22 protein-coding genes and 1 pseudogene are annotated in these 25,666 nt (G+C 44.1%); 21 read left to right on the forward strand and 2 right to left on the reverse strand.

The window, feature by feature from the left end:
- The first annotated feature begins 24 nt into the window (after positions 1-24).
- The 17 genes from AC0YNT_RS26610 to AC0YNT_RS26690 all read left to right on the forward strand — a co-directional run bounded on the left by AC0YNT_RS26610 (position 25) and on the right by AC0YNT_RS26690 (position 18,660).
- Positions 25-1,773, forward strand: coding sequence for a family 43 glycosylhydrolase (locus tag AC0YNT_RS26610; protein ID WP_475807334.1), 1,749 nt, complete (start codon positions 25-27; stop codon positions 1,771-1,773).
- Between the two features lie 77 nt (positions 1,774-1,850).
- Complete coding sequence (locus tag AC0YNT_RS26615; protein WP_475807335.1) at positions 1,851-3,146, forward strand: ABC transporter substrate-binding protein; 1,296 nt, start codon at positions 1,851-1,853, stop codon at positions 3,144-3,146.
- 10 nt (positions 3,147-3,156) lie between these two features.
- On the forward strand, positions 3,157-4,944 hold the full coding sequence (locus tag AC0YNT_RS26620) for a cache domain-containing sensor histidine kinase (protein WP_475807336.1): 1,788 nt from the start codon (positions 3,157-3,159) through the stop codon (positions 4,942-4,944).
- 13 nt (positions 4,945-4,957) lie between these two features.
- Positions 4,958-6,583 (forward strand): response regulator, encoded by a 1,626-nt coding sequence (locus AC0YNT_RS26625; RefSeq protein WP_475807337.1) that lies wholly within the window; start codon positions 4,958-4,960, stop codon positions 6,581-6,583.
- 204 nt (positions 6,584-6,787) lie between these two features.
- A complete protein-coding gene (locus tag AC0YNT_RS26630) occupies positions 6,788-7,591 on the forward strand; it encodes an HAD family hydrolase (RefSeq protein ID WP_475807338.1) in 804 nt (267 codons plus the stop codon).
- Positions 7,592-7,939: 348 nt separating this feature from the next.
- Positions 7,940-8,419, forward strand: a complete 480-nt coding sequence (locus tag AC0YNT_RS26635) for an RNA polymerase sigma factor (protein WP_475807339.1) — start codon at positions 7,940-7,942, stop codon at positions 8,417-8,419.
- Entirely contained in the window at positions 8,420-9,028 is a 609-nt protein-coding gene (locus AC0YNT_RS26640) for a zf-HC2 domain-containing protein (RefSeq protein WP_475807340.1), read from the forward strand.
- Between the two features lie 113 nt (positions 9,029-9,141).
- The gene (locus AC0YNT_RS26645; RefSeq protein ID WP_475807341.1) at positions 9,142-9,294 is read left to right on the forward strand and encodes a hypothetical protein; all 153 of its coding nucleotides are present in this window, start codon (positions 9,142-9,144) and stop codon (positions 9,292-9,294) included.
- Between the two features lie 158 nt (positions 9,295-9,452).
- A complete protein-coding gene (locus tag AC0YNT_RS26650) occupies positions 9,453-10,055 on the forward strand; it encodes a chloramphenicol phosphotransferase CPT family protein (protein WP_475807342.1) in 603 nt (200 codons plus the stop codon).
- Positions 10,056-10,334: 279 nt separating this feature from the next.
- Complete coding sequence (locus AC0YNT_RS26655) at positions 10,335-11,000, forward strand: GntR family transcriptional regulator (protein WP_475807343.1); 666 nt, start codon at positions 10,335-10,337, stop codon at positions 10,998-11,000.
- Between the two features lie 20 nt (positions 11,001-11,020).
- Positions 11,021-12,712 (forward strand): dihydroxy-acid dehydratase, encoded by a 1,692-nt coding sequence (gene ilvD, locus AC0YNT_RS26660; RefSeq protein WP_475807344.1) that lies wholly within the window; start codon positions 11,021-11,023, stop codon positions 12,710-12,712.
- Between the two features lie 251 nt (positions 12,713-12,963).
- A complete protein-coding gene (locus AC0YNT_RS26665) occupies positions 12,964-14,265 on the forward strand; it encodes an ankyrin repeat domain-containing protein (protein ID WP_475807345.1) in 1,302 nt (433 codons plus the stop codon).
- Positions 14,266-14,423: 158 nt separating this feature from the next.
- The gene (locus tag AC0YNT_RS26670; RefSeq protein ID WP_475807346.1) at positions 14,424-15,014 is read left to right on the forward strand and encodes a DUF1349 domain-containing protein; all 591 of its coding nucleotides are present in this window, start codon (positions 14,424-14,426) and stop codon (positions 15,012-15,014) included.
- A gap of 913 nt (positions 15,015-15,927) precedes the next feature.
- Positions 15,928-16,695, forward strand: coding sequence for a nucleotidyltransferase domain-containing protein (locus tag AC0YNT_RS26675; RefSeq protein ID WP_475807347.1), 768 nt, complete (start codon positions 15,928-15,930; stop codon positions 16,693-16,695).
- Between the two features lie 609 nt (positions 16,696-17,304).
- Positions 17,305-17,943: a stalk domain-containing protein gene (locus tag AC0YNT_RS26680; RefSeq protein ID WP_475807348.1), complete on the forward strand. Its 639-nt coding sequence runs from the start codon at positions 17,305-17,307 to the stop codon at positions 17,941-17,943.
- 29 nt (positions 17,944-17,972) lie between these two features.
- A complete protein-coding gene (locus tag AC0YNT_RS26685) occupies positions 17,973-18,152 on the forward strand; it encodes a 3-methyl-2-oxobutanoate hydroxymethyltransferase (protein ID WP_475807421.1) in 180 nt (59 codons plus the stop codon).
- 217 nt (positions 18,153-18,369) lie between these two features.
- The gene (locus AC0YNT_RS26690; protein ID WP_475807349.1) at positions 18,370-18,660 is read left to right on the forward strand and encodes a substrate-binding domain-containing protein; all 291 of its coding nucleotides are present in this window, start codon (positions 18,370-18,372) and stop codon (positions 18,658-18,660) included.
- A 180-nt stretch (positions 18,661-18,840) separates the two neighbouring features.
- Here the strand turns inward: AC0YNT_RS26690 and AC0YNT_RS26695 are convergent, their stop codons facing one another.
- Positions 18,841-22,464, reverse strand: a complete 3,624-nt coding sequence (locus AC0YNT_RS26695) for an S-layer homology domain-containing protein (protein ID WP_475807350.1) — start codon at positions 22,462-22,464, stop codon at positions 18,841-18,843.
- A 154-nt stretch (positions 22,465-22,618) separates the two neighbouring features.
- Here AC0YNT_RS26695 and AC0YNT_RS26700 point away from each other — a divergent pair.
- From AC0YNT_RS26700 to AC0YNT_RS26715, 4 genes and pseudogenes are all read left to right on the forward strand, one after another.
- A pseudogene (locus AC0YNT_RS26700) lies at positions 22,619-22,953 on the forward strand (ATP-binding cassette domain-containing protein); the annotation flags it as partial.
- A gap of 236 nt (positions 22,954-23,189) precedes the next feature.
- A complete protein-coding gene (locus tag AC0YNT_RS26705; protein WP_475807351.1) occupies positions 23,190-23,348 on the forward strand; it encodes a hypothetical protein in 159 nt (52 codons plus the stop codon).
- Between the two features lie 277 nt (positions 23,349-23,625).
- Entirely contained in the window at positions 23,626-24,234 is a 609-nt protein-coding gene (locus tag AC0YNT_RS26710; protein ID WP_475807352.1) for a hypothetical protein, read from the forward strand.
- Positions 24,235-24,486: 252 nt separating this feature from the next.
- The gene (locus tag AC0YNT_RS26715) at positions 24,487-24,756 is read left to right on the forward strand and encodes a hypothetical protein (RefSeq protein ID WP_475807353.1); all 270 of its coding nucleotides are present in this window, start codon (positions 24,487-24,489) and stop codon (positions 24,754-24,756) included.
- Positions 24,757-25,105: 349 nt separating this feature from the next.
- Here the strand turns inward: AC0YNT_RS26715 and AC0YNT_RS26720 are convergent, their stop codons facing one another.
- A complete protein-coding gene (locus tag AC0YNT_RS26720; RefSeq protein WP_015844449.1) occupies positions 25,106-25,261 on the reverse strand; it encodes a hypothetical protein in 156 nt (51 codons plus the stop codon).
- Positions 25,262-25,666 lie beyond the last annotated feature (405 nt).

A 25,666-nucleotide genomic window follows, 5' to 3' on the forward strand; every position in this document is an offset into this window, starting at 1 on the left:
TTCTTTTTAGGAGGTAGTCGAAAGTTGAACTCAAAACGATGGTCTGTTATAACAGCAGCTGTGCTGATACTTATAGCAGCTGGAATAGGGGTGTGGACAATGAAAGATCAAGGGCAGGAAGTACAGGAAAACACAGCCGTTTACAACGGACATGGCGGTACGTTCAAGAACACGCTCGCAGAGATCGATACGCCTGACCCAGCCGTTGTCTATAAGGATGGTTATTATTACATGACCTTCACCCACAACGGTGCCGATGTAATGGTCATGAAATCTAGAACAATCGACTTCAAGCAGGCAGAGCGGAAGACGGTCTGGTACCCGGATATGGGGACGAATTATTCGGCTGAGCTGTGGGCTCCCGAGATTCAATTTATTCAGGGGAAATGGTATATCTACTTCGCTGCTGACGACGGACTTAATGAGAATCACCGGATGTTCGTCTTAGAAGCTGATACGGATGATCCGATGGGAAGCTATACCTTCAAAGGCCAGGTAAAGGACGACTCTAACAAATGGGCTATTGATGGCCTTGCGATGGAGCTCGACAATAAGCTTTATTTCGTTTGGTCCGGCTGGGAAGGCGACATCAATGTACAGCAAAATACGTACATCGCGCCGATGAGTGATCCACTGACCATCAGTGGACCACGTGTCTTATTATCCGAGCCAGATCTCGAATGGGAGAAAGCCGGCGGCCCTCCTTATATTAATGAAGGGCATTCCATTCTCCATCATAACGGTCAAGTTCATATCGTCTATTCAGGCGCAGGCAGCTGGACGCCGTTCTATTCACTTGGCATGCTATCGCTGAAAGAAGGAACCGACCCACTTGTTGCCTCGAACTGGACCAAAGCAGAGCAGCCGATTCTCAAAATGGACGAAGAAGCAGGCGTATACGGTCCAGGACATAACTCCTTTGTTTCGTCGCCTGATGGCATAGAGCAATGGATTGTCTATCATGCGACAACAGCGTCGACGGATGGCTGGGGTAACCGCAAAGCACGTGCCCAGAAGCTGACTTGGGATGCGGAAGGCAATCTGCAAATCGGTAAGCCACTCTCGCTCGATACTGCTATTGAAGTTCCTTCGGGAATGGGAGTATTTAAGGCGGTACCGGCAGCAACGGATGTCACATTTAATCTGATTCCGTCCAACGTTCATACAACGGCTCCACTACTGATTCATTATCAGAATGAAACAGGTGAGATGCTTCTAGCTAAAGTAAGCGTGAACGGCGAGCAAGCATCAGAGGTTACACTTCCGAAGAGCAGCGGAGTGGGTTATGCCTATACCGATATCCCTCTTGCGGCAGGCATGAACAAAATCAGTATTGCAATTGATGGCGGGCAAGGAACAATTGAAGCGATTGAGCTTCCAAGATATGAAGCGGAATTTGCCTCGACAGGCCCGCAAGGAACGGCTGAAGAGAATCTGTTTGCCTCGGGTACAGGTAAAGTCGTTATTGCCGCAGGAGAAGGTGAAGCGGTACGTTTCGAGAACATTCTGGTTCCTGTTAGCGGCAAATATGAGATCCGCGTAGCCGCCGCGAATTCATCTGGTAATGATGCAGAGCTGCATATCCGAGTGGAGGATGGCAAAGGAAAAGGCGAAAGGGTTATTTTCCCATCCGGTAAGCGCAACAATTACCAGACACAATCTGTCACAATACAATTGAAGGCTGGCAAGAACGCCCTTATACTTGAGAATGCGACAGAAGAAGTACACGTCGATTATATCGACATCATGAGAAGTTCTACACTTACGAAGTAAGAATTGTTAGCAATTCTTCTGAGCTTATGCTTTCGAAGCAGGAATTGCTCCACAATTCTTTTTAGGAGGCGCTGGTCATGAGAGGCTTGTCCTTTCGAACAATCATTCTAACTGTAATTGGGGCAAGCCTTGCCTTGACTGGCTGCAGCCAAAAAGATAGTAAAGAGCCGGTATCCGCTGAAACTAAGGCGCCGGCTATTCAACTTAATTATTGGACCCCCTTCAGCGGGGGCGATAATTTATTTATGACCGAAATGGTAGATCAATTTAATCAAGAGCATGATGATATTCAGGTCGTCCAGATGAATTCACGTCTGGACGATTATTATTCACGGCTGAGAACAGCCATTTTATCGGGCAATGCCCCAGATGTTGCTATTATCCATGCGAGTTCGTTGCCCCAATTTGTGCAAAACGATTACGTTGAAGATTTATCTGAGCCTGCCGAAGAGGCGGGTCTTGATTGGAATGTATATAACAAATCGGTTATGAAAGCCGCTTTATTCCAGGGTAAACCTTATGCAGTGCCGCTGGATACCCATGTGCTTGTCATGTATTACAATAAAACCTTTCTAGAGCAGGCTGGCGTGCTTGATGATCAGGGTAAACCGGTGATCGAAGGCGGAGAAACAGGTTTTACGAAGTTTCTGACAACGATTAAGCAAGCTGTGCCAAGTGATATCGCACCACTCGCCCAGCCAAGCACACGAATTGATTCTGTCTGGCTGTGGTGGAGTTTGTACAACCAGATTCAAGGCGGAGGCAAGTTTTATAACGAAGACAGTACAAAAGCAGTGTTTAATAATCCGGCAGCGCTGAAAGCTTTAAGCTATGTGGAAGGGCTTTATAAAAGCAAGCTCATTCCGCCGAATATTCCTGATGCATTTAAGCTCTTTAATGAAGGGAAAGCAGCCGTTCTGATTAGTGGTGTATGGGCGACTGGTGCGCTTGAAAAAAATGATCAGTTGAACTTCGGCGTTGTTCCGCTGCCAACCATATACGATAAGCCGGCCGCATGGGCAGATTCGCATACATTAACGATTCCTGCTCAGCACGAGATGACACCTGAGAAGCGCGAAGCCGCGATGACCTTTATGAAATGGCTGGCCGAGCACGGTGCCAAATGGGCAGAGGCAGGCCATGTACCAAGCGTAAGTGCGATACTGGACACAGATGCTTTTCAAGCGCTTGACTACAGAAGTGATTATGCGGAAGCGGCGAACGCTGTAGCCTTCTGGCCGAAGCATACGAAGCAGCATAGCTTGATTGAAGTTATCATCCGACAGTTCGAGCGAATGATTTATGGTCAGCAGACACCAGAGCAGGCGCTTCAAGCAACTGAGGCGCAGATTAATCTCGAGTTGTCGAAGTGAGGGTGATAGGATGAATCTTCTTAAGCGTCCACAACAATGGTTCAAAAACCTGGCACTCGCACGCAAGCTCATCCTTATTAATGTACTGCTGATCGTTGTCCCGCTTGGGGTAATTGGAGCTTGGTCTTTCTCGATCTTCGCTTCCAAAATGGAAGAGCAGGTAGGTAAATATCAGCTTCAGATGCTGAAGCAAGTGACGCTGAATATTGATACCTATATGAATGAACTTAATCGGCTGTCGCTCATGCCGTATCAATACCAGGAGATTTTAGATTTTCTCGCTACCTCCCGAGATCCTGGGGAAGCGTTGACCTTGCAAGAGATCGATGAGCTGAACAACTTTGTCTCAAAAGTATTCCTGAACGGACGCGTCGATATTATGGGCATTTCGTTATTTGGTGAACATGGCGCCTCTTATGTCGTACTGCCGGAAAGCCAATATATGACGACCTATCAGCTTGGCGGTAATCCGGAATGGCTCGATAAAGCAAAGGGAAGATTCGGCCAGCCAACCTTCATCACGACACATGATGTGAAGTCGACAAGCGGAACGGTGTACAAGGTGTTCTCCATCGCCCGTGAGCTCCGCAGCTTTGACAGCGGAGATACACTTGGCTATATCGTTATCGATATTGATCCTGCGGCGGTCCGTAAACTGCTGTCACAGGTAAGCCTTGGAAGCAAGGAATCTCTGTACATGACTGACAGTGTGGGGGATCTGGTGCTGCGTAAGGAAAAAACAGCGATTTATCCTGTTATAGAAGGACTTACGCAGGAAGGGGTCTCGCATCATAAAGTAGATGGGAAAAGCCTGCTGGTTGCTCATGTCAATTCGGAAGTGACGGGCTGGACAACCGTTGGTGTCGTTCCTATATCAGAGCTTATGAAGGACAGTCTTGTTGTCCGCAACTCCATTTTACTCATTGGCGGAATCTGTATCAGCTTAGCTGTACTGTTGTCCGTCGTGATCGCCTTCCGGATTACGAGTCCACTTCGGATGCTGCGTACGTTGATGCGCAAGGTGGAGCGGGGCGATCTGAAGGTATCTTTCCCAGTTAAGCAATGGGATGAGGTTGGTCAGCTGGGCAACGCTTTTAACATGATGGTATCGCATTTGAGCGAGCTGGGTTACCGGTTGTATGAAACGGAGATTCGGGAAAAGGATGCCGAAATTGCAGCGCTGCAAAGCAAGATCAACCCGCATTTTCTATACAATACGCTTGGCTCAATCTCCATGTATGCCGAGGTGGAAGGCAACCAGGAGGTTGTTAAGATGACGAATAATTTAAGCCGTCTGCTCCGCTACTCGTTAAGCGGCCGCAAGGACACGGTGACACTGCGCGATGAGATGGATCATGTTCAAGGCTATATGACAATTCAAAAAATGCGCTACGAGGAACGAATTGATTTCCGTGTGGAGGTTGATGAAGCCCTGTACAGCTGCCCGGTTATTCCTCTTATGATTCAACCGATTGTGGAGAACGCCATTAATCATGGGCTGGACAAAGGGATCGGAGATGGCCTTATCCGGCTTTCCTGTTATCAGGAGCAAGGGGTATTGACCATCGTCATTGAGGATGATGGAATTGGCATGACCAGCGAGCAGCTGAGCACGATTCGTTATAGGCTGGAGAAAATTCATGATCTTGGCGGCACAACCGGAAACGGTCTCATGAACGTGCACCGCAGAATCAGGCTGCATTATGGGGAGCAATACGGACTTCAGCTGGAAAGTATGCCGTTCCAAGGTCTTAAAGTCATTATAAATATGCCTATCGCTTATTCCATGACAGGTTAGGGAGGACAAGCCAATGCCTACCATTCTTATAGTTGATGATGAGGCTATTTTTCGTAAGGGTCTTCGTAAAATCGTCGAGTCCTCTTCGGGCAGCTGGCAGGTTGCAGGGGAAGCAAGGGATGGGTATGAAGCACTTGAAATGGTAGAAAGCTTACAACCCGACGTACTTCTGACCGATATCCGCATGCCCCGGATGGATGGACTGCAATTGATTCAAATTACGAAGAAGCGGTTCCCCAATCTGCTCGTCATTGTGCTCAGCGGCTTTGATGAGTTTACGTACCTGCAGCAGTCGCTGCGCCATGGGGTTCGGGATTACTTGATGAAGCCGGTGGAGCGGGAAGAGCTGTTCAAGACGCTAGATCGACTCGAAAGTGAGCTGGCGAAGGTTCAGACGACATCAGAGGTTTATGCAGCGGAGCCTGCAGATGCACGGATGATCCGTCAGCATGTGAGCGAGCATCTGGTTGCCGGGCTTCTGAAGGGCTATGTGAATGAAGGGGATTTGGCGCTTCTAGCAAGAATCGGCCTAACCTTTACGGAGCCCAACTTTGCCTGCATGCTTATCAAGCTGGACAAGGATACCCTGGATCAAGAACGATATGATAAAGCAGATCCAAGCTTATTCCAGCTGTATATTCAACAGATCGTTCAGGAATTACTCGACCAGCGTGCCAAAGGTTTTTCGTTTATTTTATCGGAGACAGAAGTCGTTGCTCTTGTGAATGTGGCCAGTCAGCCTGAGGCAGGAAGTCCACTCTTTGAGCTGTCGGAGACTATTCGCAGGCGGATGATTTCGTTATCGAGATTGACGGTCACGATTGGCTTAGGTCGAACAGTTAGTGGGATCAAGGAGATCCCACGCTCGTTTCAGGAAGCGAAGATCGCGCAGCTGCATCGGTTAATTGTAGGTGGAGACCGTGTAATCAGTTATGAACGGATGAATGGAGCTAATGAAGAACTAGCGTGGAACTCAACAAGAGAGCATGCGCTCGAGCAGCTGGAGTCGTCCATTCACGAAGGGAAACCTGAGCAGACGATCCAGCATGTTGTCACCTTCATCACGAGTCTTTGTTCACAAGCGAAGAGTCCTGAGATCATTCATCAGCAGATCTGCAAGCTGCTTATTCATGGATACGAGGAAGCGGAGAAGCTTGGGCTTACAAAAAGCTGGCTCGGCGAACGAACCATTCAAGCTGTGCTGCTGGAGATTTGCTCGCTTAACTCACGCGCTGAGCTTATTGAATGCTGCCGTTCTTATCTTGGCAGACTGTCGGAGTGTATTGCGTACGGGCAGAGGCATTCCGATCATGATCCGATTGAAAAGGTCATTCGATTTGTCAATCAGCATTACCAGGAGCCGCTCTCACTGAAGCATGTGGCGGAGCATGTTTTCCTGAATCCTGCTTATTTGTCTACCTTATTCAAGCAGCGTACAGGAACATCTCTAGTGGAATATTGGACTGATCTGAGAGTGAACGATGCGAAGAAACGTCTTGTTACCTCGAATGAGAAAGTGACAGTTATTGCAGAGAGCACTGGCTTCGGGAATATCCGGCATTTCAACCGTGTGTTCAAAAGCGTCACAGGCTTTGCGCCTAACGATTATCGTGAGCAGGCTCGGTCAATTAAGGTATAAGTATTTTCGGTTAAAATCCAAACTACAGATAGCCATTCAGGTTTTATCACTGAACGGCTATTTTTTTATTTTAAGAATAGATGATTGAGAAACCTTCATTAATTGTTGACCACAGTTAATGGGCAGATTAATTTTAATAATGAGTCTAGCATCTTTCCTGAGATTAGGATATTATTGGAAGAATTACTTTGAGGAGAGATGCAGATGTCGGACATACAGGCAATTGTATTAGACCTGGATGGAACATTGCTCGGCAGCGACAAATCCATATCGCCAAGAAATTACGAGGCTGTTAAACGGTGTTATGATTCCGGAATCCATATTATCGTCGCCACGGCGCGACCACCCAGAGCGGCCAATCAATTTGTAAAGAATATTCCTTTTGTAGACTATTTTGTTTATTACAATGGTGCTCAAACAATATGCAGGTCTAAGCAAACTCTGCGGCACATTAGTATCCCTATGGAGATTAGCCACCAGATCAACAATTTCATTGAGTTACATGCACCTCAATCGATAATTAATTACGAGGTCAATGACTCATGCTACACGTGTACACCAGTTCCTGACGCGCAACTTAGTCATTTCGGTATCCGTTCAAATGATCCTAAACCCCTGGTTGTTGATAAGGGTTTTATTAGTTCACTATCCCCAACCAAAATATTGGTTCATGGTTACAGCACATGGCTGGATGTTATCGAGAATTTCGGTGATTATGTGAACGTAATTGCAACTGATGGAGGAGTATTGGTTCAAATCATGCAAAAATCAGCGTCAAAGGAAAAAGCAGTACGATGGGTACTGGACGAGATCGGGGTGAAGCCAGAAAATGCAATGGTGTTTGGGGATGATTTTAACGATTTGGGATTATTCCAATTGTGTGGATTCCCGATCGCCATGGGGAACGCGATTATTGAACTTAAAAATTGCGCAGCCCACGTAACCGATTCAAATGATAACGATGGTGTTGCTATTACTCTAGAGAGATTGGTGGGTGTAATCAGTTAGATCAACAATGCAACGGCAGTCTAATACTTTATTTTCTTTCAACAATAAGCACGTTTCTAACTTTTACTTTTATTAAGCTAAAGGGAAACTACAGTTGAATAGCCAAACAGATGAAGCTGCCGGCCACGATAGGCAGCTTTGTTGTGTTAAAGGGCAGATATCAAGGACAATCTCTTGTTCATCGATGCTTTCGGAAAATATTGACTAGGTGCTTACTTATGGTGTTCAGCGTAATGGGGCTATCAGCGATAATGCAAAAGCGTGAGTGACACGTATGCTATAAAAAAATTAACTTCAATTGTAACGAACTATTAATTTATTGGATATATAGTCGAAGGGAGTGAGGAAGTGGCGGAGGATATAGAAAAAATCTATAAAGATTATGCAAAAAGTGTCTACCGATATTTACTTAGCCTTACTCATGATGAAGATTTGGCTGAGGAATTAACAGAGGAAACATTTTACCGCGCTGTATACTCGATTCATACCTACAACGGCTCCTGCAAAATAAGTGTTTGGCTTTGCCAGATCGCTAAGCACGTGTGGTATCAGGAACTTGGGAAAAGAAAAAGGCATCTAAACCAAGAGTTACACGAAGAGATCCCTTCTCCGAATATGTCGCCGGAAGAAGTCACCTTGTTCCAAAGTAACAAAATGGACTTGTATCGAGCTATTCACAAATTGAGTGAACCTATGCGAGAAATTGTACATATGCGTATATCCGGTGAATTTTCCTTCGCAGAAATAGGTGAAATACTGGGCAAAAGTGAAAATTGGGCACGTGTCACTTTCTACCGAGCAAAACAAAAAATTATGGAGGTGTTATAAATGATCAAATGCCATATTGTCCAAGACCTTTTGCCAAGTTATATAGACGGCTTGCTCAGTGCGGAAACTGAACATGACATCCAGCAACACTTACAGGAATGCGAAGCATGCCGTGTGCTTCATGCTAAACTGTCCACTTCGATAGACAACGCCAATTTACATGTAAATAAGAAGGAAATTGATTTTCTAAAGAAGGTACGAAAAATAACAACGAAGAAAGTGGTAACGGGATTAGTAATACTCCTGTTGATTTTTGCCCTGTTAACTTACTTTTTCGCCATAGGCTCACCTGTCTCCAAGGCAGATCTCATCTATACAACCAACGTTGAGGGGGACATGTGGCAAATAAATATGAAGCTTACTAACGGCAAAGCCCTGCTTGTGAAAACAGAAACGATTTATGGCGAAAAAGACAGCAATGGTATCAAGCCTGTTATTGGTGTGCTTGTAAAACCTCGCGAATTGCTGCCTTCACCAATCCTGGAAAGCGACAATACCTCCTTTATGTTTGGCAGCACGACTGACAGCTTCAACAAGCTTGATTATAAAGTCATTCTCCGGCTAGGAGACGGTGACATTGTTTTTACATCAGATAACTATGACAAGTAACGGGACACGATAGCTTAATTAGGATAGCGCAGCAGCCGGTCAATAATGACCGACGCTGAAAATGATGAGATTTGTTATGTGTCTCTTATTGGCACGGATCCAGAGCCTGCTAATTGAATCGCATCAACTGGAATGACATAATTCCGGTAACTCAAGACTTTGTTGTTTATTCAGAATGGGAAGCGATTGATGTTGAAAGCGGAGACTTTGTTAAAAGTATACCTGATGAAAAAATACAGATTCTTCGTGAACAGGGTTTAGCCTAGCTATATCAAACTAATGAAGAACGCCAACACGACAGCAGCCAAAGTAATCGGCTGCTGTTTTGCTGAAGTAAGGGCAGGATTGCTAAATCACTGCACGAATACCTTAGATATGACTGATATTACTATGTTTGTAAAAAATAACTTTTGGAGTGATTAAATTGAAGCAAGGATTAATAGTTTTTCTAAATGGAACTTCAAGTTCCGGAAAGACATCCATATCGACAGAACTATTAAATCAAAATGAAATCTCATTTCATCATTTATCAATCGATGATTTTTTTCATGGATTGTTTCATGACTACATTGATTTTATTAACACTAAATGTTCAAAATCAGCCGATGGAGAAGATGTGGAAGTTTCAGTTCAAATAATTATTGATTCATTAGTTACTTTATTTTATTCAACAGTTAGTTTTATGTCGGCAAAGGGGATTAATGTAGTTGTAGATACAGTAAATGATAATGACGAGAGGTTTAATATATGTCTAGGTTCATTAATCGATCATCCTGTACTATTTGTAGGAGTAACTTGCTCCAAAGAGGAACTTATTAGAAGAGAAGAACTTAGGGGAGATAGAGAGGGTGGATTAGCAATCTCTCAATATGATAAAGTTTATTGCTTTAATGAGTATGACATTGAACTAAATACTGAAACCTTGAGACCAAATGAATGCGCAAATTTGATATTGAGTTTTATTAGATCAAATCGTGAATGCTCTGCTTTTAAGAAGTTAAATAAAAGAAGTGTTGGTGTTTCATAGAAGCCGTATCCTTCAGAGAACACCAAGTTCACGCTTCGGAAGCCTGACAATGGAGGGTACAACAATGTATTACAATGCGACGAGAAAGATTTTGTATGTAATGATTCTTGCAGGAATTTTTTTAATTATTCTTGGAATAACGTAATGATAGACATGTACTTTCTGCGCAAAATGAAGCCACCTAAGGATCGGGTGGCTTCATTTTTTGTTCCAACTTGCATTTAATATACGTATGCGATATATTGCATATATGAAAACGAAGAAGTAAGGATGATAACAATGCCAGTACCTAAAGGATTTATCTCGCCTGCACGGATGTCCGCTAAAGAAAGGGCCTTCTCCCAAATTCAACGCTGGATTATCGATGGCACGTTGCAACCTGGTGAAAAACTTATCGATGCTGAATTGGCTGAGTCGCTTGGCGTAAGCCGCACACCTATTCGGGAAGCATTTCAGCTACTTGAAGTACAGGGGCTCGTTTCCATGCATCCTGGAAAAGAAACCAAAGTAACGGAAATCGAGAAGGACGACATCTTTAAAATGTATTCTACGATGGCAGTTCTTCAGGCTTTAGCAGCAGAAACTGCCGCAAAAGTGGTAGTTCCTGAGCAGATCGAGCAACTGCGCGCGATTAATTTAGAATTTGCTAATGCTATTAAGAGTGGTCAAGCTTACCAAGCCATGGAGGTGGATGAACAGTTTCATAATTTCATTGTGGAGCTTTCCGATAATTCTTACGTTGCTTCATTCAGCGCATCGCTTCAGATTCATAAACGACGCTTTAAATACGTGTTCCTAAAACAGCCGGTTACTGCGACACAAGCTTCAGTTGACGAGCATGCTTTGATTATTACAGCTTTCGAAAAGAATGATAGTGACCTCGCTCAAGCCATTATGAAGCAAAATTTCATTCGTCCGATGCAGGAACTATACGGACTACTATAAACAGAAAGGGGCAAACAAAGATGGCGAACAAAAAAGATCTTCGTATTCGTAGCAAGGTAATCAGTGAGGGTGTCAATCGGGTACCAAATAGAGCGATGCTCCGAGCAGTTGGTTTTACTGATGAGGATTTCAAAAGGCCGATGATTGGCGTTGCTAGTACTTGGAGTGAGGTAACCCCATGTAATATGCACATAAATGAATTAGCGATTCAAGCCAAGCAAGGGGCGCGTGATCATGGTGGCGCTCCGCTGATTTTCAATACGATTACCGTTTCTGATGGCATATCAATGGGGCATGGAGGCATGCTGTTCTCGTTACCAAGTAGGGAAGCCATTGCGGATTCTATTGAGATTGTAACAGGAGCCGAACGCTTTGACGGTCTCGTGGCGATCGGTGGATGCGATAAAAACACGCCTGCCTGTTTGATGGCAATCGGGCGGATGAATATTCCTTCCGTTTACGTATACGGCGGAACGATTCAACCCGGCAATCTCGACGGTAAAAACGTTGATATCGTTACGGCTTTTGAAGCAGTTGGCCTATATCATGATGGAAAAATGTCAGATGAACAGCTCCATAAGGTGGAATGCAGCGTTTGTCCGGGTCCGGGCTCCTGTGGTGGCATGTATACCGCCAATACAATGGCCGCAGCGGCAGAAGCCTTGGGCATGTGCCTTCCCGGTTCCTCCTCTACGCCAGCGATCTCGCCTGACAAAGCGGCAGAATGTGCTGCGGCAGGCAGACAAGTCATATCGCTGCTGGAACGTGATATCTACCCCAAAGATATCATGACGAAAAAAGCGTTTGAGAATGCGATTACTGTGGTTATGGCTCTAGGCGGTTCAACAAATGCGTTTCTGCATCTGCTCGCCATTGCACATTCGGTAGGCGTTGATTTGACATTAGATGATTTTGAGCGAATCCGCCTGCGTGTTCCCCACCTGGCTGACCTGAAGCCAAGTGGCCGATATGCCATGCAGGATTTAAATGATGTTGGTGGCATACCGGGAGTAATGAAGTTGTTGCTCGCTGAGGGGCTTCTTCACGGTGATTGCTTGACGGTCACTGGTAAAACTTTAGCAGAGAATCTAGCCGAGGCTGCTCCACTACGAAACGACCAGGAGATTATTCGCCCAGTAGATAAGCCACTGAAACCGAATGGACCATTGGTTGTACTCAAAGGTAATCTAGCACCAGAAGGTGCCGTTGCCAAAATGTCAGGTATGAAAAAGCTGCGATTTGTCGGACCGGCAAAGGTGTATGACAGCGAGGACGAAGCAACGGAAGCCATTTTGAGAAATGAAATCCATAAAGGGGATGTATTGGTCATTCGCTATTGCGGCCCTAAAGGTGGGCCAGGAATGCCGGAGATGCTATCTGTTACGGCACTAATTGTAGGTAAAGGTCTTGGTGGAGAAGTAGCCCTTATTACGGATGGCAGGTTCTCTGGCGGCTCGCATGGATTTGTGGTTGGTCATGTATCGCCTGAAGCACAAGTAGGTGGACCAATCGCGTTGCTGAGAAACGGGGATACTATTACCATCGACAGTGAGACGCAGCAGATCACATTTGATGTCACTGACGAGGAGTTAGCTGATCGGGCGCAAGTATGGGTACAGCCTCCGCTTAAAGTAAATTCAGGTGTACTAGTAAAGTATGCAAGACTAGTGTCTTCTGCATCTAAAGGTGCAGTAACTGATATCTTAGAATAAGGTGTAAAATCGCTTTGTTCCTGTGATGGGTATGCTCCCTCGACGAGGAACGTTAGTTCCATAGGAATACCGTGGCAGCCGGCCAGATCGGCTGCTTTTTTGCGACTTGGATTAGTAGCAGCTAAAATTTTGTGAAGAGCTACTATTTCGAAAAGGTATCGAAAGCAAAGCCATCGAAGATAGTATTGACTATTTTAAAAGTATTTGTATGACAAGCCTCAAACTAGCATGCTAGGAGGAATAATCGTATTATGACCGATAAGAAGAACCATTTGGTGATTTCAGATGATGAGCTGGACAGGAGTATCATTGAACAATTTAAACAAGGTGTTAGCGGTAACGACCCGGAAGCTGTAGAGCGATTACTGCAACTTCATCCGTTGCTGGCTGTTCAAATTGATGAACCTTGGTTTGCTTTTGATACGCCTGCGATTGTAAGTGCCGCACATAGGGGAGACCGTAAGATGGTTGACGTACTGCTGGAGTACGGGGCGAATATCAATACCAAGAGCATCTGGTGGGTGGGAGGCTTCGGCGTTCTGCATCATGATCATTACGACTTATCCCGTTATCTTATCGAAAGGGGAGCCACCGTGGATCCGCATGCTGCGGCTGCACTGGGAATGCTGGATGCTCTTCGAAAAATGGTGGAAGAGGAGCCGGACATCGTCAATCTGCGTGGGCCGGATGGGCAGGTTCCTTTGCATTATGCTGGTTCCCAGGAGATCATCGATTTCCTGCTGAATCACGGTGCTGATATTGATAGGCGAGATTTAGACCACAATGGTACTCCTGCTCAATATGCTGTGAACAACCTGGAGCGGTGCAGGCATCTCGTGCAACGTGGTGCGCAAACGGATATTTTTATGGCTTGTAAGCTAGGGGACATCGAGCTTGTCCGCCGTATGTTGAAGGAAGATCCGAACTCGTTACAGGAACAGGTTGGAAAAGGGGACTTCACCGCTCCAGGAGGACATATTTATGAATACAATATTGGCGGAGCTATGAGACCACTCTTTTTCGCGGAGCGGCTAGGTCATGAAGAAATCACAGATCTTATGCTGTCGTATAGTTCAGTTGAGCAGAGATTGCTGCTTGCCTGTATGCGGGCAGATCGAAGAGCCGTCGATAGCCTATTAAAGGAATATCCGGGCATTGTTCAATCTCTTCAACCGGAAGAGCAGAGCATCATTGCGGATGCGGCATGGAATAATCAAACGGATGCCGTTCAACTCATGCTCGAAGTTGGTTTTCATGTCGATGCTCGCCGAAAAGAACGTTCTGCGACCGCCCTTCATCATGCCGCGGGACAAGGTAATGTTAAAATCGTCCAGCTGCTTATAGACCATGGTGCCTCTGTGGAGGTTTTAAATGAATTCGGGGGGACTCCATTGAACAGTTGTATCTGGGGATCGCTTCATACTCTAAATCCTGACGGGAATTATGCCGAGGTAGCGGAAAGCCTCGTTCAAGCAGGGGCTAAACTTCCAAATCAAGCAGCAGGTAGCGAGCATGTGAAACAGGTTCTTTTTCGGCATGGAGTATCGTATTAAAGCAAAGTAGTAAATATAGAATTGAAAAACAACCTTATCAGATTGGGAAGTTTATAGACAAAAATCTTAAGAGGCGGTCTGGGATATACTGAAACAAAATTGGCTGATTGTTCCATGATTTTAATTAGCAAATGAATTTATTTCAAGGAGGTATAACAGTGGATTTTAGATGGATTAATGAAAGCGCAATTACTGAAATAGATGGTAGAATAGAAATATATGCTACAGAGAAAAGTGACTTTTTCTGTAACCACGGAGCAGATTCAGATGAAGGAATTACACCGAAAACACTGTGTAATGCACCTTTTTACTATACCCAAGTATCCGGGGATTTCGTTATGCGAGTGAAAGTATCGCATGATTTTAAAGATACTTACGATTCTGCTTCCATCATGGTAATGAAGGATATGACCCATTGGGCAAAAGCTTGTTTTGAACTAACTGATTTTGATACTCATGCAGTAGTTAGTGTTGTTACGAAGGAAGAATCAGATGATGCAAACGGCTGCAATATTGATAATAATACGGTATGGCTCCAAATGTGCAGAAGTGGAGAATCATTTGCTTTCCACTATTCTACGGATGGAGAAAACTTTTATATGATGAGATATTTCACCTTACCTGTGGATGAGAATACTGTCAAAGTGGGGTTATTGGCACAGGCACCGCTAGGAAACGGCGGCAATAGAATTTATGAAAATCTGATTATTGAAAGAAAAACAGTCAAGAATATTCGTATGGGTAAATAATGATATCCTGTCGTGCTGAGCTTGCATAAGAGAGATAAGTAGAATAGAAGATTCTAATCAGTTATTCGAGAAATCATCCTAATTAAGTATCTATTAAGAAAAGCATACTAAGAATGTTCAGACTGTCGAGAATGTCTCGGCAGTCTTTGTTTTTGTCCAGTTTGTTTACCAAAGTCACCGTCGTCGTTATTGAAGTTTAATATATATATATATATATATATGCAACGACCGATGTTATCTCAAGGCATCTGACTGACTTGATAATCAGTTGCCTATTTTCATTGAAGTAAAGGGCAGGATACTTCCAATATCTGTAGAATATGACTTTAGTCTAAATCAAACTGAAATGTGGTGAATTGGGTTTAAACATTTTAAGTGAAGTGTTAGATGCATTGAGCGGAGGAGACTTGATAGATGGTCTTATTCATAAAATACTGGGAACAATAGGACTCGTACTTGTATGCCTTTTTGGATATAGAATAGTTAAATTAGTCATGCGAGAAAAATAATTGAATACTACAGTTAAGTAAGTTTTATTACGTTAACGAGGAACTTTAGTTCAGTGATCTAAGGGGCCGTTTATTTTCGAGGTGAAGAGACTACATGTGGGGGCGCATATAGAATAGCGATTGAAGATCAAAAGAGATTAAGAGAGAAATTGAGTCCTAAGAGTGATAGTAGACGAAAGACAGATTGAAGGTACTCAATGAAGGCGAGACCGTCCTATAACACCATATTCACGCTTCGGGCTGACGCCCTCGATCCGGCTGAGTGATTTCGGGGAAGCGTGGCAGCCGGACAACCCTGCGAGGCTAAGTCTGACGTCCCGTTCCCTACGGTCACTTAAGCCTCTCGGGCTCTGTGAATACCAGAACGTTAGCCGAAAGGAGTTCTTAATTTAGGAGGAGTCTATATGATATTAGAAAAAGTTATAAATACAATTGTAATACAAAGTGAATATAAGGAGTTTGTTGATAAGTATATAGATAATATACTTACTGAATTTAAAGGTAAGATTCATAGCATTTATATGTGTGGCTCGATTCCAAAAGGAACTGCTATACCTTTTAAGTCAGATGCAGACTTTACTATTGTATGTGTAAATCCCAAAGATATTGATTACGAAAGATTGACAAATATTAAAGATAGGCTTTTGGAAGAATATCCAGTAGTAACTAAGATTGATACGATAATTTGCTCGATTGACGAAGTATTAAGTAAACCAAATGAGTGGGGTTTTTGGGTTAAGATAATTTGTGTTTGCGTATATGGTCATGACGCTGGTGAAAAAGTACCACCCATAATTATTTCTCCAGAGTTCATTTTAGCCTTAAATACAGAGACCAAGGAGGAAGTAGATCGTATACAAAGTTTACTTTCTAATGCTAGTGATAACACAATGAAAACTAGATATATTAAAGGTTACTCTAAGAGATTAATTCGTGCATTATACTCTTTGGTTTTAGAAGATACAGGTGTATGGCAAGATGACATTATTAAGATGAAGAATGCCATATTAAACTATTGTGAGATTGACTCCGCTTTGGTTGATTATCTATATGCTTGTTACTTAGATAGTAATGTACTTGTTGAAGAGTTTCTGGGAATTGCAGATGAAGTATTTTGCTATTTTGAGAAGGCCTTAAATGCAATGGCTACTTCCAGAACTTCCTTCGGCTAACACCATATTGACGCTCAGGGTCACTCTGAGAAGCGAGTGACCACATCCAGCCCCTAAAGACAACTGATACACGAAACAATCGGATAAATCACGGTGAACCGTACCATAGATGACAGGTGAAGTCATTACGCTAACGGTGAACTTTAGTTCAATAATCCAGAAGCAGATTGCCGTCGCGGCAGCTGCTTCTTTTCATTTGACTAAAGGGCAGGATAGTGGAATAAAAAGGAAGGAATTGTCCGAACGCTATCGAATTTACCAATCAAGACTAGAACTAATAAGTAGGCGGTGGTTATATTGGATGAGTCTGTTTTAGATTTTTATGATGTGATGACCTAGCTGAAGATTACCATCTTATTTTCGTTGATTGGCAGCATGCCACTTCTTGGCAAGGTGAAGTTTTAAGCAAATTCATTCATTCAAAACTCCCTAGTCTTAGTAATGAGAAGGAAGATTCTCTTCAACGAGGAATAATGCATACAAGCTGCTTTGCCTCCTGAAGCGTCATAAAGTTAAATTTTTTTTACTTCTAATGTGTATGTATAGACGTTAATATTTATTAATAAAACAATTAACTTTTCATTTAAATGGAAAATTTTGGAGGTTGGAATGAAGAAAACAGTTTTAGTAGGTTTAATGAGTGCTGCTTTAATGGTTGGTCCATTGAGTTCTTATGCTGCAAATGATGATGTCGCTACTATAAGTCTAAAGGGTATCCTTTCCGAGGGGAGATTATATGCTCCTCTCCGTACAACAGGAGAGAACCTTGGCGCAAAATTAAGTTGGAATCGGGAAACTAAAACTGCTTCATTAACTAAAGATGGAAAAACTTTTACTGCTACTGTGGGTAATGGAGCATTGTTGATCAGTGGAAAGGTGCATGTTCAATTTAAAGCTTTGAATAACTTCTTCTATCCGAACGATCATATTGAATGGAATAAATCTACTATGACAGGAACTTCTGAGCACATTGAAGTTCGGGCTTATCCATTAACAGACGAACAAGCAATAAAGTTTGCTACAAATGCCCTGGACGAGATGCATGGGGACCAAAAGAGACAATGGAATAAATTTCTTATAAATCTACACGGTCTCATTGATAAAGAGATTCAGTGGAATAGAAGTTATACTCAATATACAGCGTCTTTTTATGATTCATGGGGTGGATATAGAAACGAAATTATAACTGAGATGACTAAGAAGGGGAATGAATGGACTATGACTTCATTCAAATCCTCAGTAAGATAGATATCTAAATAAGGAAACCTTCTCCTGACATTTTAGGTTATGGCGTTGAACGGGCTGCTAAATTTGTCCAACAATACCAATCGTTAAATCCTTTAATATTGGACTCAATTCAAGCTTATGCTGCTGATGTAAGAGATCAACGTTTTCCTGAAGAGAAACACTCTTTTACCATGAAACAAGAGGAATTAAAATGTTCTTTATGGAAGTAACAATAAATAGTGTAATCTTGAATTAAGCAAACGGGAGACTTTAGTTCAATAAACAGCGGCAGTTTTGGACTTAATATCTGAGTCCAAGGCTACCGCTGTTTCTATTTTTAAGCAGTCTAATCGATATTACTCGAGCATATCCCGCGACGATATGTTTCCTCAAACAGCGCATGTGGAGTGTGTGGTAAGGATATATAGGGATTGAAGAAAATGGAATATGATAATGATTAATAGAGCCGTTATTAACACTGGAAACTATGAAGTTGTATTTGAAGATGATCAATTAAAAGCAACTAATCTGAAAACGGGTGAAGAGTTTGGTCGCGTACCGGAGGACCTTTCGCTCGTTGGAATCGATGACAGCAGTCTCGCCGCGACGACCTACGAGGTTCCGCTGACTTCCGTCAAGTATCCAAGGCAAAAACTCGACAAAAAAGCCGCCGAGTTTTTGTTGAATATGATTCAAACCGATAGTCCGGAAAATGAGGGATTATTATACAGACTGTAATTGATAGCGCTTACATAGACAGCGGCACCAAGTGATAATGAAGCAGGTATAGACCAAAGCTCTATGTTACTGTCGTGTGTTTAGCAGCATCAGACCGGAGATTTTCTTTGTAAATAGAAGGAGACCCTTCCGGTTGGATATTGTCCAGCCGGAAGGGTCCGCATTTTTCTGTTTACGCTTTTACTTAGCCAAATATTCGACGAACCTTACAAAGATAGTGGCTACTTCGGCGCGGGTGCCGGTGGCTTTGGGGTCAAAGAGGTTGTCCGGCTTGCCTAATACAATGCCGATGCCCCGCAGCGACTGAACGGCCTCCAACGCCCATGAGCTGATCTCACTTTCGTCCGCGAAGGACTTAGATTGGCTTTCAAGTATCTTATAGCCCTTGTACTTCATATAGTTGTACAGTATCACCAGCATCTGCTCGCGCGTCATCGGTGAATTGGGGTCAAACAGGTCTGCGTTTATACCGTTGACTATGCCGCTTTCGGCCGCCCACTCGACTGCCGCCGTGTACCACTCCCCGTCCGTCACGTCACTAAAGCGGGAACTCGTGTAGCCGGAGCGGTTTACGTTCTCAAGATTGGCCAGTACCTGCACGAACATCGCGCGCGTCATTGAGGTGCCCGGTGAGAACGTCGTGGACGTCGTGCCGTTGAAAAGACCGTATGTGTAGGCGAAGTTTACGTAGCTGTAGAACCAGTCGTCCATGTTGACATCCCTGAAAGGATTGCCCGACTTCACGAGGAAGCCCAGCGGGGTGTCGTTATCGAACACAAGCTCCGTACCCTCATGGATGTTCAGCGACATGCCGTTGACTAAGCCGATACTCGCGCCGCCCGGTCCTACCACAACCGCGCCGCCGCTCTGTATCTTCGAGCCGCCGTGGATATCCACCTGGTTACCGTTCGGCAGGTTCACATGCGCGTCTCCGCCGCCCACTGTGACCGTACCGTCGCCCGCTATCGTCGAGCCGCCCGGAATGGTCACTGTGCTGTTGCTGCCGGGTAGTGCCACTTCGGCGCTCTTGCCCGCCGGAATGGTCACCTTATCGTTTGAGTCTATAGTTGTGCCTTCGGGTACCTTAATCTTCGTCCCACCCTTGGTCGCAATCTCGCCGCCGCCGGGTAGGGGGGTGTTGCCGTTTTTGTCTGTGACCGCGGGCTTATCCTTAGGTGTATTCACTGTGTAGTTCGACTTCGACAATCCAGCGTTTGTCCCGGTGCCCGTATTGCCGCTGTTGCTAGGAACGGGCACAACAGGAGTCGTCGTCGGCTTCGTCGGTGTAGCCGTTGCACTGATCTCCGCGCCTTCGCCCTTCGCATTTACCGCAACGATCTTGAAGGTGTAGGCTTGGTCGTTTGTCAGGCCAGTGAAGGTATATTTGGTCTCCGCCGCACCCAGTGTGACTAGCGTCACGCTGCCGTACCAGACCTTGTAACCCGATATCGCGCTGCCACCGTCGTCAGCCGGAGCAGTCCAGCTCAATGTGACCTGACCGTCGCCCGCCGTTGCCTTGAAGCCGCCCGGAGCACCGGGCCCGTCCGTTTTTCTCTGCGCGAACATCCAATCAAAGACGTTGGTGTAGTCATTGTTCCAAGCCGGCAATTTAGAGGACTGCGCCGTGGGAGCTATGCTCCAAGTCCCCATCGTTATCTGGTTGTAAAGAACCGCAGCTTCAACCTCGTGCGCTATATAATCAGGCAGGGCAGGTGTGTTGTCCGGATTCGGCCTCTGACTCGGCTGATCAAATTGATTGTAGGGCCATGTAAGAGCCTCATTGCTCTCAAAGCGGGAAGCTCTCGCGTTGGTCATTTTCGGCATATTGGTGTTTATGAAGGTAGCGAGGTTAGTCTGGTATATTCCAACGTTATTCGCATTGATAAACATCCAATAGGCCAGTTTGGCGTGAGCGTCGTTGGTGCTCGCGTTCGGTGATCCGTTTACCGGAGACATAGGTGCGGCGGCCGCGAAGAAGCCGGGGTAGTCGTTAACTAAGCTGTTCGTATACAGGCCGCCCCACGAGAAGCCCGCCACGTAAATACGGTTAGGGTCTACTGCGCCGCTGGCAACCAGGTCGTCTATAACCTTCTTAACATTGGCTGTAGAGGGAGTAGATGTGCCATTATAGGAAATATTCAGTATATGGCTGGCGTATTTCTCGGGATATTCCTCCATTTTTTTCATTAGAGCGACCGAGCCGTTGGCGGATTTCATGGCTGCTTTTTGGTCTGTTTCTGCGTTTGTGCCGCCGCGTGACCTGCCGTGAGTATAGACATACAGCGGCAATCGTTGCACCACTTTACCGTTTTCATCCTTGTGAAGGTAGAGCGCGCGATTGACCGAATCGCCCGTAGGTGTTGTAAACTTGTCAAGGATCGGATTCACAACTTTGTCCTGTTCAAAAACCACGTTGCGAAGCGAACTCCCATCTGTTAGTTGGATCTCGTCGTTCTGGACGATGTTGTAAACTTGCTTTGTCGAGTTACTGTTGCCGTCCAGTGTTATATTGCCGCCGCTCTCTGAATAAAACTCAAACTCAACTACGATGTAACGGCCGCTTGCCAGTCCTTCCTGATAATCCGGTGAATGGCTTACCGTCCCCAGATAGCCGCGTACCTTTGGTTCGTTGTTGGCGTATACCCTTGTGATCTTGCGCGTCCCTTCAAAGGTCACCGAGTCGCCATTCAGGGTCGTGTTCCTAGCCGAGACGGTAAACAAGCCCGGATTAAGCTCGGAGCCTAACGCCGCCTTCCCATCGCCTAAGTCAATGATGACAGCCGTCGTGTACTCACCACGGGCAAAGTTGTCATTCCATACGATAAAGGGAAGCTGCTTTGCGTCCGGATCGTTTTTGAATGTCACGTGAATTGTATGGTCAGCCGCAACATTTAGAAAGGTATAAGTGCCAGCAGCAGATAGAGTCACGGCCTTGCCGTCTACCGTTACGGTATCCACAATTTTGCCGTGATTGGGGGTAAACGTAAATTCTTTGCTTGAGCCCTTAGCTAATCTCAGAACATCGCCGGGTGGGTTCGGCGTTATTGTACCGCCCGATCCCGCCGTGGCGGTGATTGAGAATCTGGTGTCCACTTCATTGGCTGAAGAGAGCTGCAGGCTGTCTGTAAATGAAGCATCGCTGGAATAACCCGCGTCCGGAACTCCGAAAGAGGAAACGACTTCATAGCGATCACCGCCCTTGTCCGTCGAGTTATTGATATAGACCTCAAAGGTAAGCTTGCCTTCCTGTAAGGTCAAGGTTCCTTTGGGTATTCTCATCTCCACGATATATCCTGTATCCGTGATCTGGGTCCACGCAGCTCTGCCAGGAGCGGACTGCCCTGAAAACACGCCCGTCGCGCTGACACGCCATTGGTTTGAGCCTCCGGATCCGTTGCCGACATAAAACTCCAGGCTGTCGTACTGGTAATCTCCGCCGGCTCCCTTATATAGATTGCTGTCCTTCACAACTACGCGGGCATACAGGTAGTCGTGGTCCCACAGGATTCTGGCTGTGCCCGTGGCATGGGGTCTGGGGTCGCCGGGCACAGTGCTTTTGTTGATGAGATGCTCCATTGTCAAGGCCCACAGTGGGTCGTCTGACCCGAGTTCGGGAGTTCCGAAAATGGCGGTCGGCGTTTCATTCGCCTGCAAGCTTGTAAGAGTTGTAGAACTGAGGTCGCTATCAAGTGCTTCTGCGTACTCGATGTTGTCAGTGGCGGCGGCAAAGCTGGCAGGCATTAGCGACGCCACCATTACCAAGCAACAGAGGAACGCGAGCATTCTGCCAAATCGTTTTGACATAAATGAAAATCCTCCTTATTTTTCGATGTGGTGCGCCCACGGCTTACCCGCATCGTATTCGGACACATTGTCAATTTGACAAACGCCCAACTAATATGATGTTGTATATTTACCAGGTTTTCAACCTGTCAAAATATAGAATCTATGGAAACGCTTGCTCCGGGAAATCTTTAACAATAATCATGATTCAATTCAAATAAATGCTGATGTTAAAGTGGCTTATTTACCTCAGATTCAAGGCGAAATGCTAAAGGATTCTAATACAATACTTGAAGAATTCAACGATGCTGGGTTTAAAACTTATGAAGAGATTAGATCATATATTTCAAAGTATTGCTTTAAAGGTTGAAGAAGAAATTGTTAATCAAAAGATAGAATCTTTATCTTGCGGAAAAAAATATGCTTCAATTGGCTAAAGTTTCTGCCAGTAAAGCAAACGTATTGCTTCTTGACGAACCGACAAGTCATTTAGACACCTATACACAAATGTACATATGACGCAACGTGGGCAAATTTGCGTTCTAAAAACATGGGATTACTGGACCAATTGGATATTAAGCTAACTGGGAACGTTAGCCAATACAACAAAACGGCAACTGGCCTGATGATGGTCAGTTGCCGCTTTCATTCAAGTAACAAACAGGATATCGCAACTTTCAATCGCAACTTGCGTTTTAAATGGAAATATCTCAGGGAGGAAAAATAAAATACTAGGATTTATTATCTTGGGAATGATTATTGCTTACGTTTTAATTTTACCGGGTGAGATTGGTTTAGTATTGCTTGGAGGAGCTACTTTTGGGCTGCTTTTGTACATTGCAATTGCTATTACAAATTTGCATAAATCACAAACCTCTTCTACCAGTAGCGACAAGGAAATGTAAATGTTCCTCTACTACTTAATTTAGTTAAACTCCCTCGGTACGATAGCAGTTCTTGTTGTGGCTCCTTTTTGATTTATAGAAGTAAACGCGCAAGATAACGCAACAAAAAGCAGTGTATGAAGTGGAATTAAATGCAAGCTGACTAGATTGGCGTCATGTGCTACAATGACCATCGTCAATTTGATCAGAAAGGAAGTATACTTTGCCAAAGCACATAAAGATCTACGCCCTACTACTTATCATTATCATATTAATAGATGTTGCAGTGTACAGACATATGGAAAACCAGTCATCTGACAAGTACAACAGCCTCAATTCGCTTTATCGCCTGAAGAACGATTCGGGGTTTGCTTATTTAATAAAGCACGCATCGTCTACGATCCCTCTTGCTGACACACTGATGGAAATCAGCGAGTCGAAGGAAAACGAAGATCCTGCAAAGATTCAGAAATTGATTAATAGGGCTAAGATACAAGCGGATGAAATTAATGAACAGCTGTTAACACTCATTGAATTTAGTGATATCTACAGTAACAATGCTGCCCCTAAACTTTCAATTAATAATACGTCAATGACAACAGATGAGCAGCAGGACACGTTTATTCTTGCTTTTCAAGCGAATGTATGGCTTCCGTTATACAGTATAAGCTACTCGTATTGGAAGTCTAATCCTAAAACGATAGACACCAGGACCAGAGAAACTTTGCGCTCACTGGCGACGGAGCTTCGTGCATTAGACAATACTATTACGTCATTAAAAGAAACCGCAGATCAGGCAATTTACCATGAGAATTTGGAACCTGTAAAAGCGGATATGTTGCGGCAATTGAAACCACATCTTGAAAAATTGAAAAAGATCTATGGTGAATTTTCAGGACAGAAATAAACCTTGAGTCAAAAGGCTGCAGCAGATCGGAGGATCTGCTGCAGCCTTTGTTGAAGTAAAGGGAGTTTAGTTCCAATATGTGGTAGTATTATAGGTTTGCTCGGTATAAGTCCTCATATAATCAATAGAGTTGTAGAGGGAAATGTAACCAGTTGTTTTGGGCTCTACACTTTGTTTGTGTGGAATCATAGTTTAATCTCATCGCGAATATTTCAACAATAATATTTGTTAATAAAAGTTGGGGGATAACGAATGTATTCAAAAATATTTTTTTTAATAGGTACTTTATTTATTATTTGTAGTGGAATAATGTACTCGGTTGAAAGATTTGGTAGGCAAATAATGTTTGGTGAAATTCAGAATGGTTTTGCAACTCATGATGGTTCTATTGCTACAGATGTTGTAACCATAAAACTTGATGATAATGTAATGGTTGTTCCTTTTCTTATCGTAGGAATTGCTTTAATCCTAATTAGCTTTTCACTCATTATTATGTATCATTTTAAATACCAAAAAAAATAATCAGACTATAGAATACAGAATCATTCTTAACCAGGGCTACTTTAAAGTAACTAAAGTAAAATATTGATTAATATATGCGTTATGAATTGCGCTAAACTGGGAACGATAGCTTAAGTAAAAAACACACCTCCGTTAACTTTGAATCCGGCACTTACTCAATTAGGCAGGGTAGCTTCAGAAACTCTAAGAAAAAAAAATTACTTCAATCACTTCTTTGTCTTGAGGAAATATCGTAAGGATAATATTGGAAAGAGCAAGCTTAAAAGACCTCCGACAAAGAGGTCTTTTGTTTTATATTTTAGAGAAATATCGTTAGTCAGCTGTCATGGAGGCAAGAAGCTTGTAACGATTAGTAGTACCCTTTACCTGTGCCTACACCACCAACTTGTGGGCCGTAACCGCCGCCCCAGCCGCCAACAAAGCCACATCCGCAGACGATAATCACCAGCAAGATGAACAGTACAAGAATTCCGCCAACTTGATTTCCATGGCCAAACCCTGACATAATTCACAACACCTCCTCACGTCTGGATTATTCTTTATAATATGTATGGGGAAGTATGATGCTTGGGTATTTGCCTCAAAGGCATTTATCTAATTCCATTTGCCTCTCCGTTATGAAGGTCATGGAAGGTTGAATGTCCGGGGGAATGCAACCCTATGTTCCTAAGGATTAAACTAACTGGAAACAATAAATGAAAACAAGGAGCAGTTTGCCCGCCGGTATCTGCTCCTTTCTTTACTATAAAAGGGGTGTTAAGTGCAACATATGGAATTTTACAGCGTATAAACAACGATTCCATATTAAGGGTTATTAAAGGGGTGGAGATATCATTGAATATTTGCAAACATTGAAGAGGGCTATATTTGATAACGTAGAAAGAAGGGATTTAAAATATATGTTGGTTTT

Source organism: Paenibacillus sp. J22R56, from assembly GCF_056269375.1.

Bases quoted from the DNA above. Each gene is read 5' to 3' on its own strand.
- AC0YNT_RS26720 (WP_015844449.1), bottom strand. From the start codon at position 25,261: ATGTCAGGGTTTGGCCATGGAAATCAAGTTGGCGGAATTCTTGTACTG.
- AC0YNT_RS26710 (WP_475807352.1), top strand. From the start codon at position 23,626: ATGGAAAACCAGTCATCTGACAAGTACAACAGCCTCAATTCGCTTTAT.
- AC0YNT_RS26680 (WP_475807348.1), top strand. From the start codon at position 17,305: ATGAAGAAAACAGTTTTAGTAGGTTTAATGAGTGCTGCTTTAATGGTT.
- AC0YNT_RS26675 (WP_475807347.1), top strand. From the start codon at position 15,928: ATGATATTAGAAAAAGTTATAAATACAATTGTAATACAAAGTGAATAT.
- AC0YNT_RS26690 (WP_475807349.1), top strand. From the start codon at position 18,370: ATGATAATGATTAATAGAGCCGTTATTAACACTGGAAACTATGAAGTT.
- AC0YNT_RS26630 (WP_475807338.1), top strand. From the start codon at position 6,788: ATGTCGGACATACAGGCAATTGTATTAGACCTGGATGGAACATTGCTC.
- ilvD (WP_475807344.1), top strand. From the start codon at position 11,021: ATGGCGAACAAAAAAGATCTTCGTATTCGTAGCAAGGTAATCAGTGAG.
- AC0YNT_RS26640 (WP_475807340.1), top strand. From the start codon at position 8,420: ATGATCAAATGCCATATTGTCCAAGACCTTTTGCCAAGTTATATAGAC.
- AC0YNT_RS26615 (WP_475807335.1), top strand. From the start codon at position 1,851: ATGAGAGGCTTGTCCTTTCGAACAATCATTCTAACTGTAATTGGGGCA.
- AC0YNT_RS26655 (WP_475807343.1), top strand. From the start codon at position 10,335: ATGCCAGTACCTAAAGGATTTATCTCGCCTGCACGGATGTCCGCTAAA.
- AC0YNT_RS26625 (WP_475807337.1), top strand. From the start codon at position 4,958: ATGCCTACCATTCTTATAGTTGATGATGAGGCTATTTTTCGTAAGGGT.
- AC0YNT_RS26715 (WP_475807353.1), top strand. From the start codon at position 24,487: ATGTATTCAAAAATATTTTTTTTAATAGGTACTTTATTTATTATTTGT.
- AC0YNT_RS26620 (WP_475807336.1), top strand. From the start codon at position 3,157: ATGAATCTTCTTAAGCGTCCACAACAATGGTTCAAAAACCTGGCACTC.
- AC0YNT_RS26695 (WP_475807350.1), bottom strand. From the start codon at position 22,464: ATGTCAAAACGATTTGGCAGAATGCTCGCGTTCCTCTGTTGCTTGGTA.
- AC0YNT_RS26665 (WP_475807345.1), top strand. From the start codon at position 12,964: ATGACCGATAAGAAGAACCATTTGGTGATTTCAGATGATGAGCTGGAC.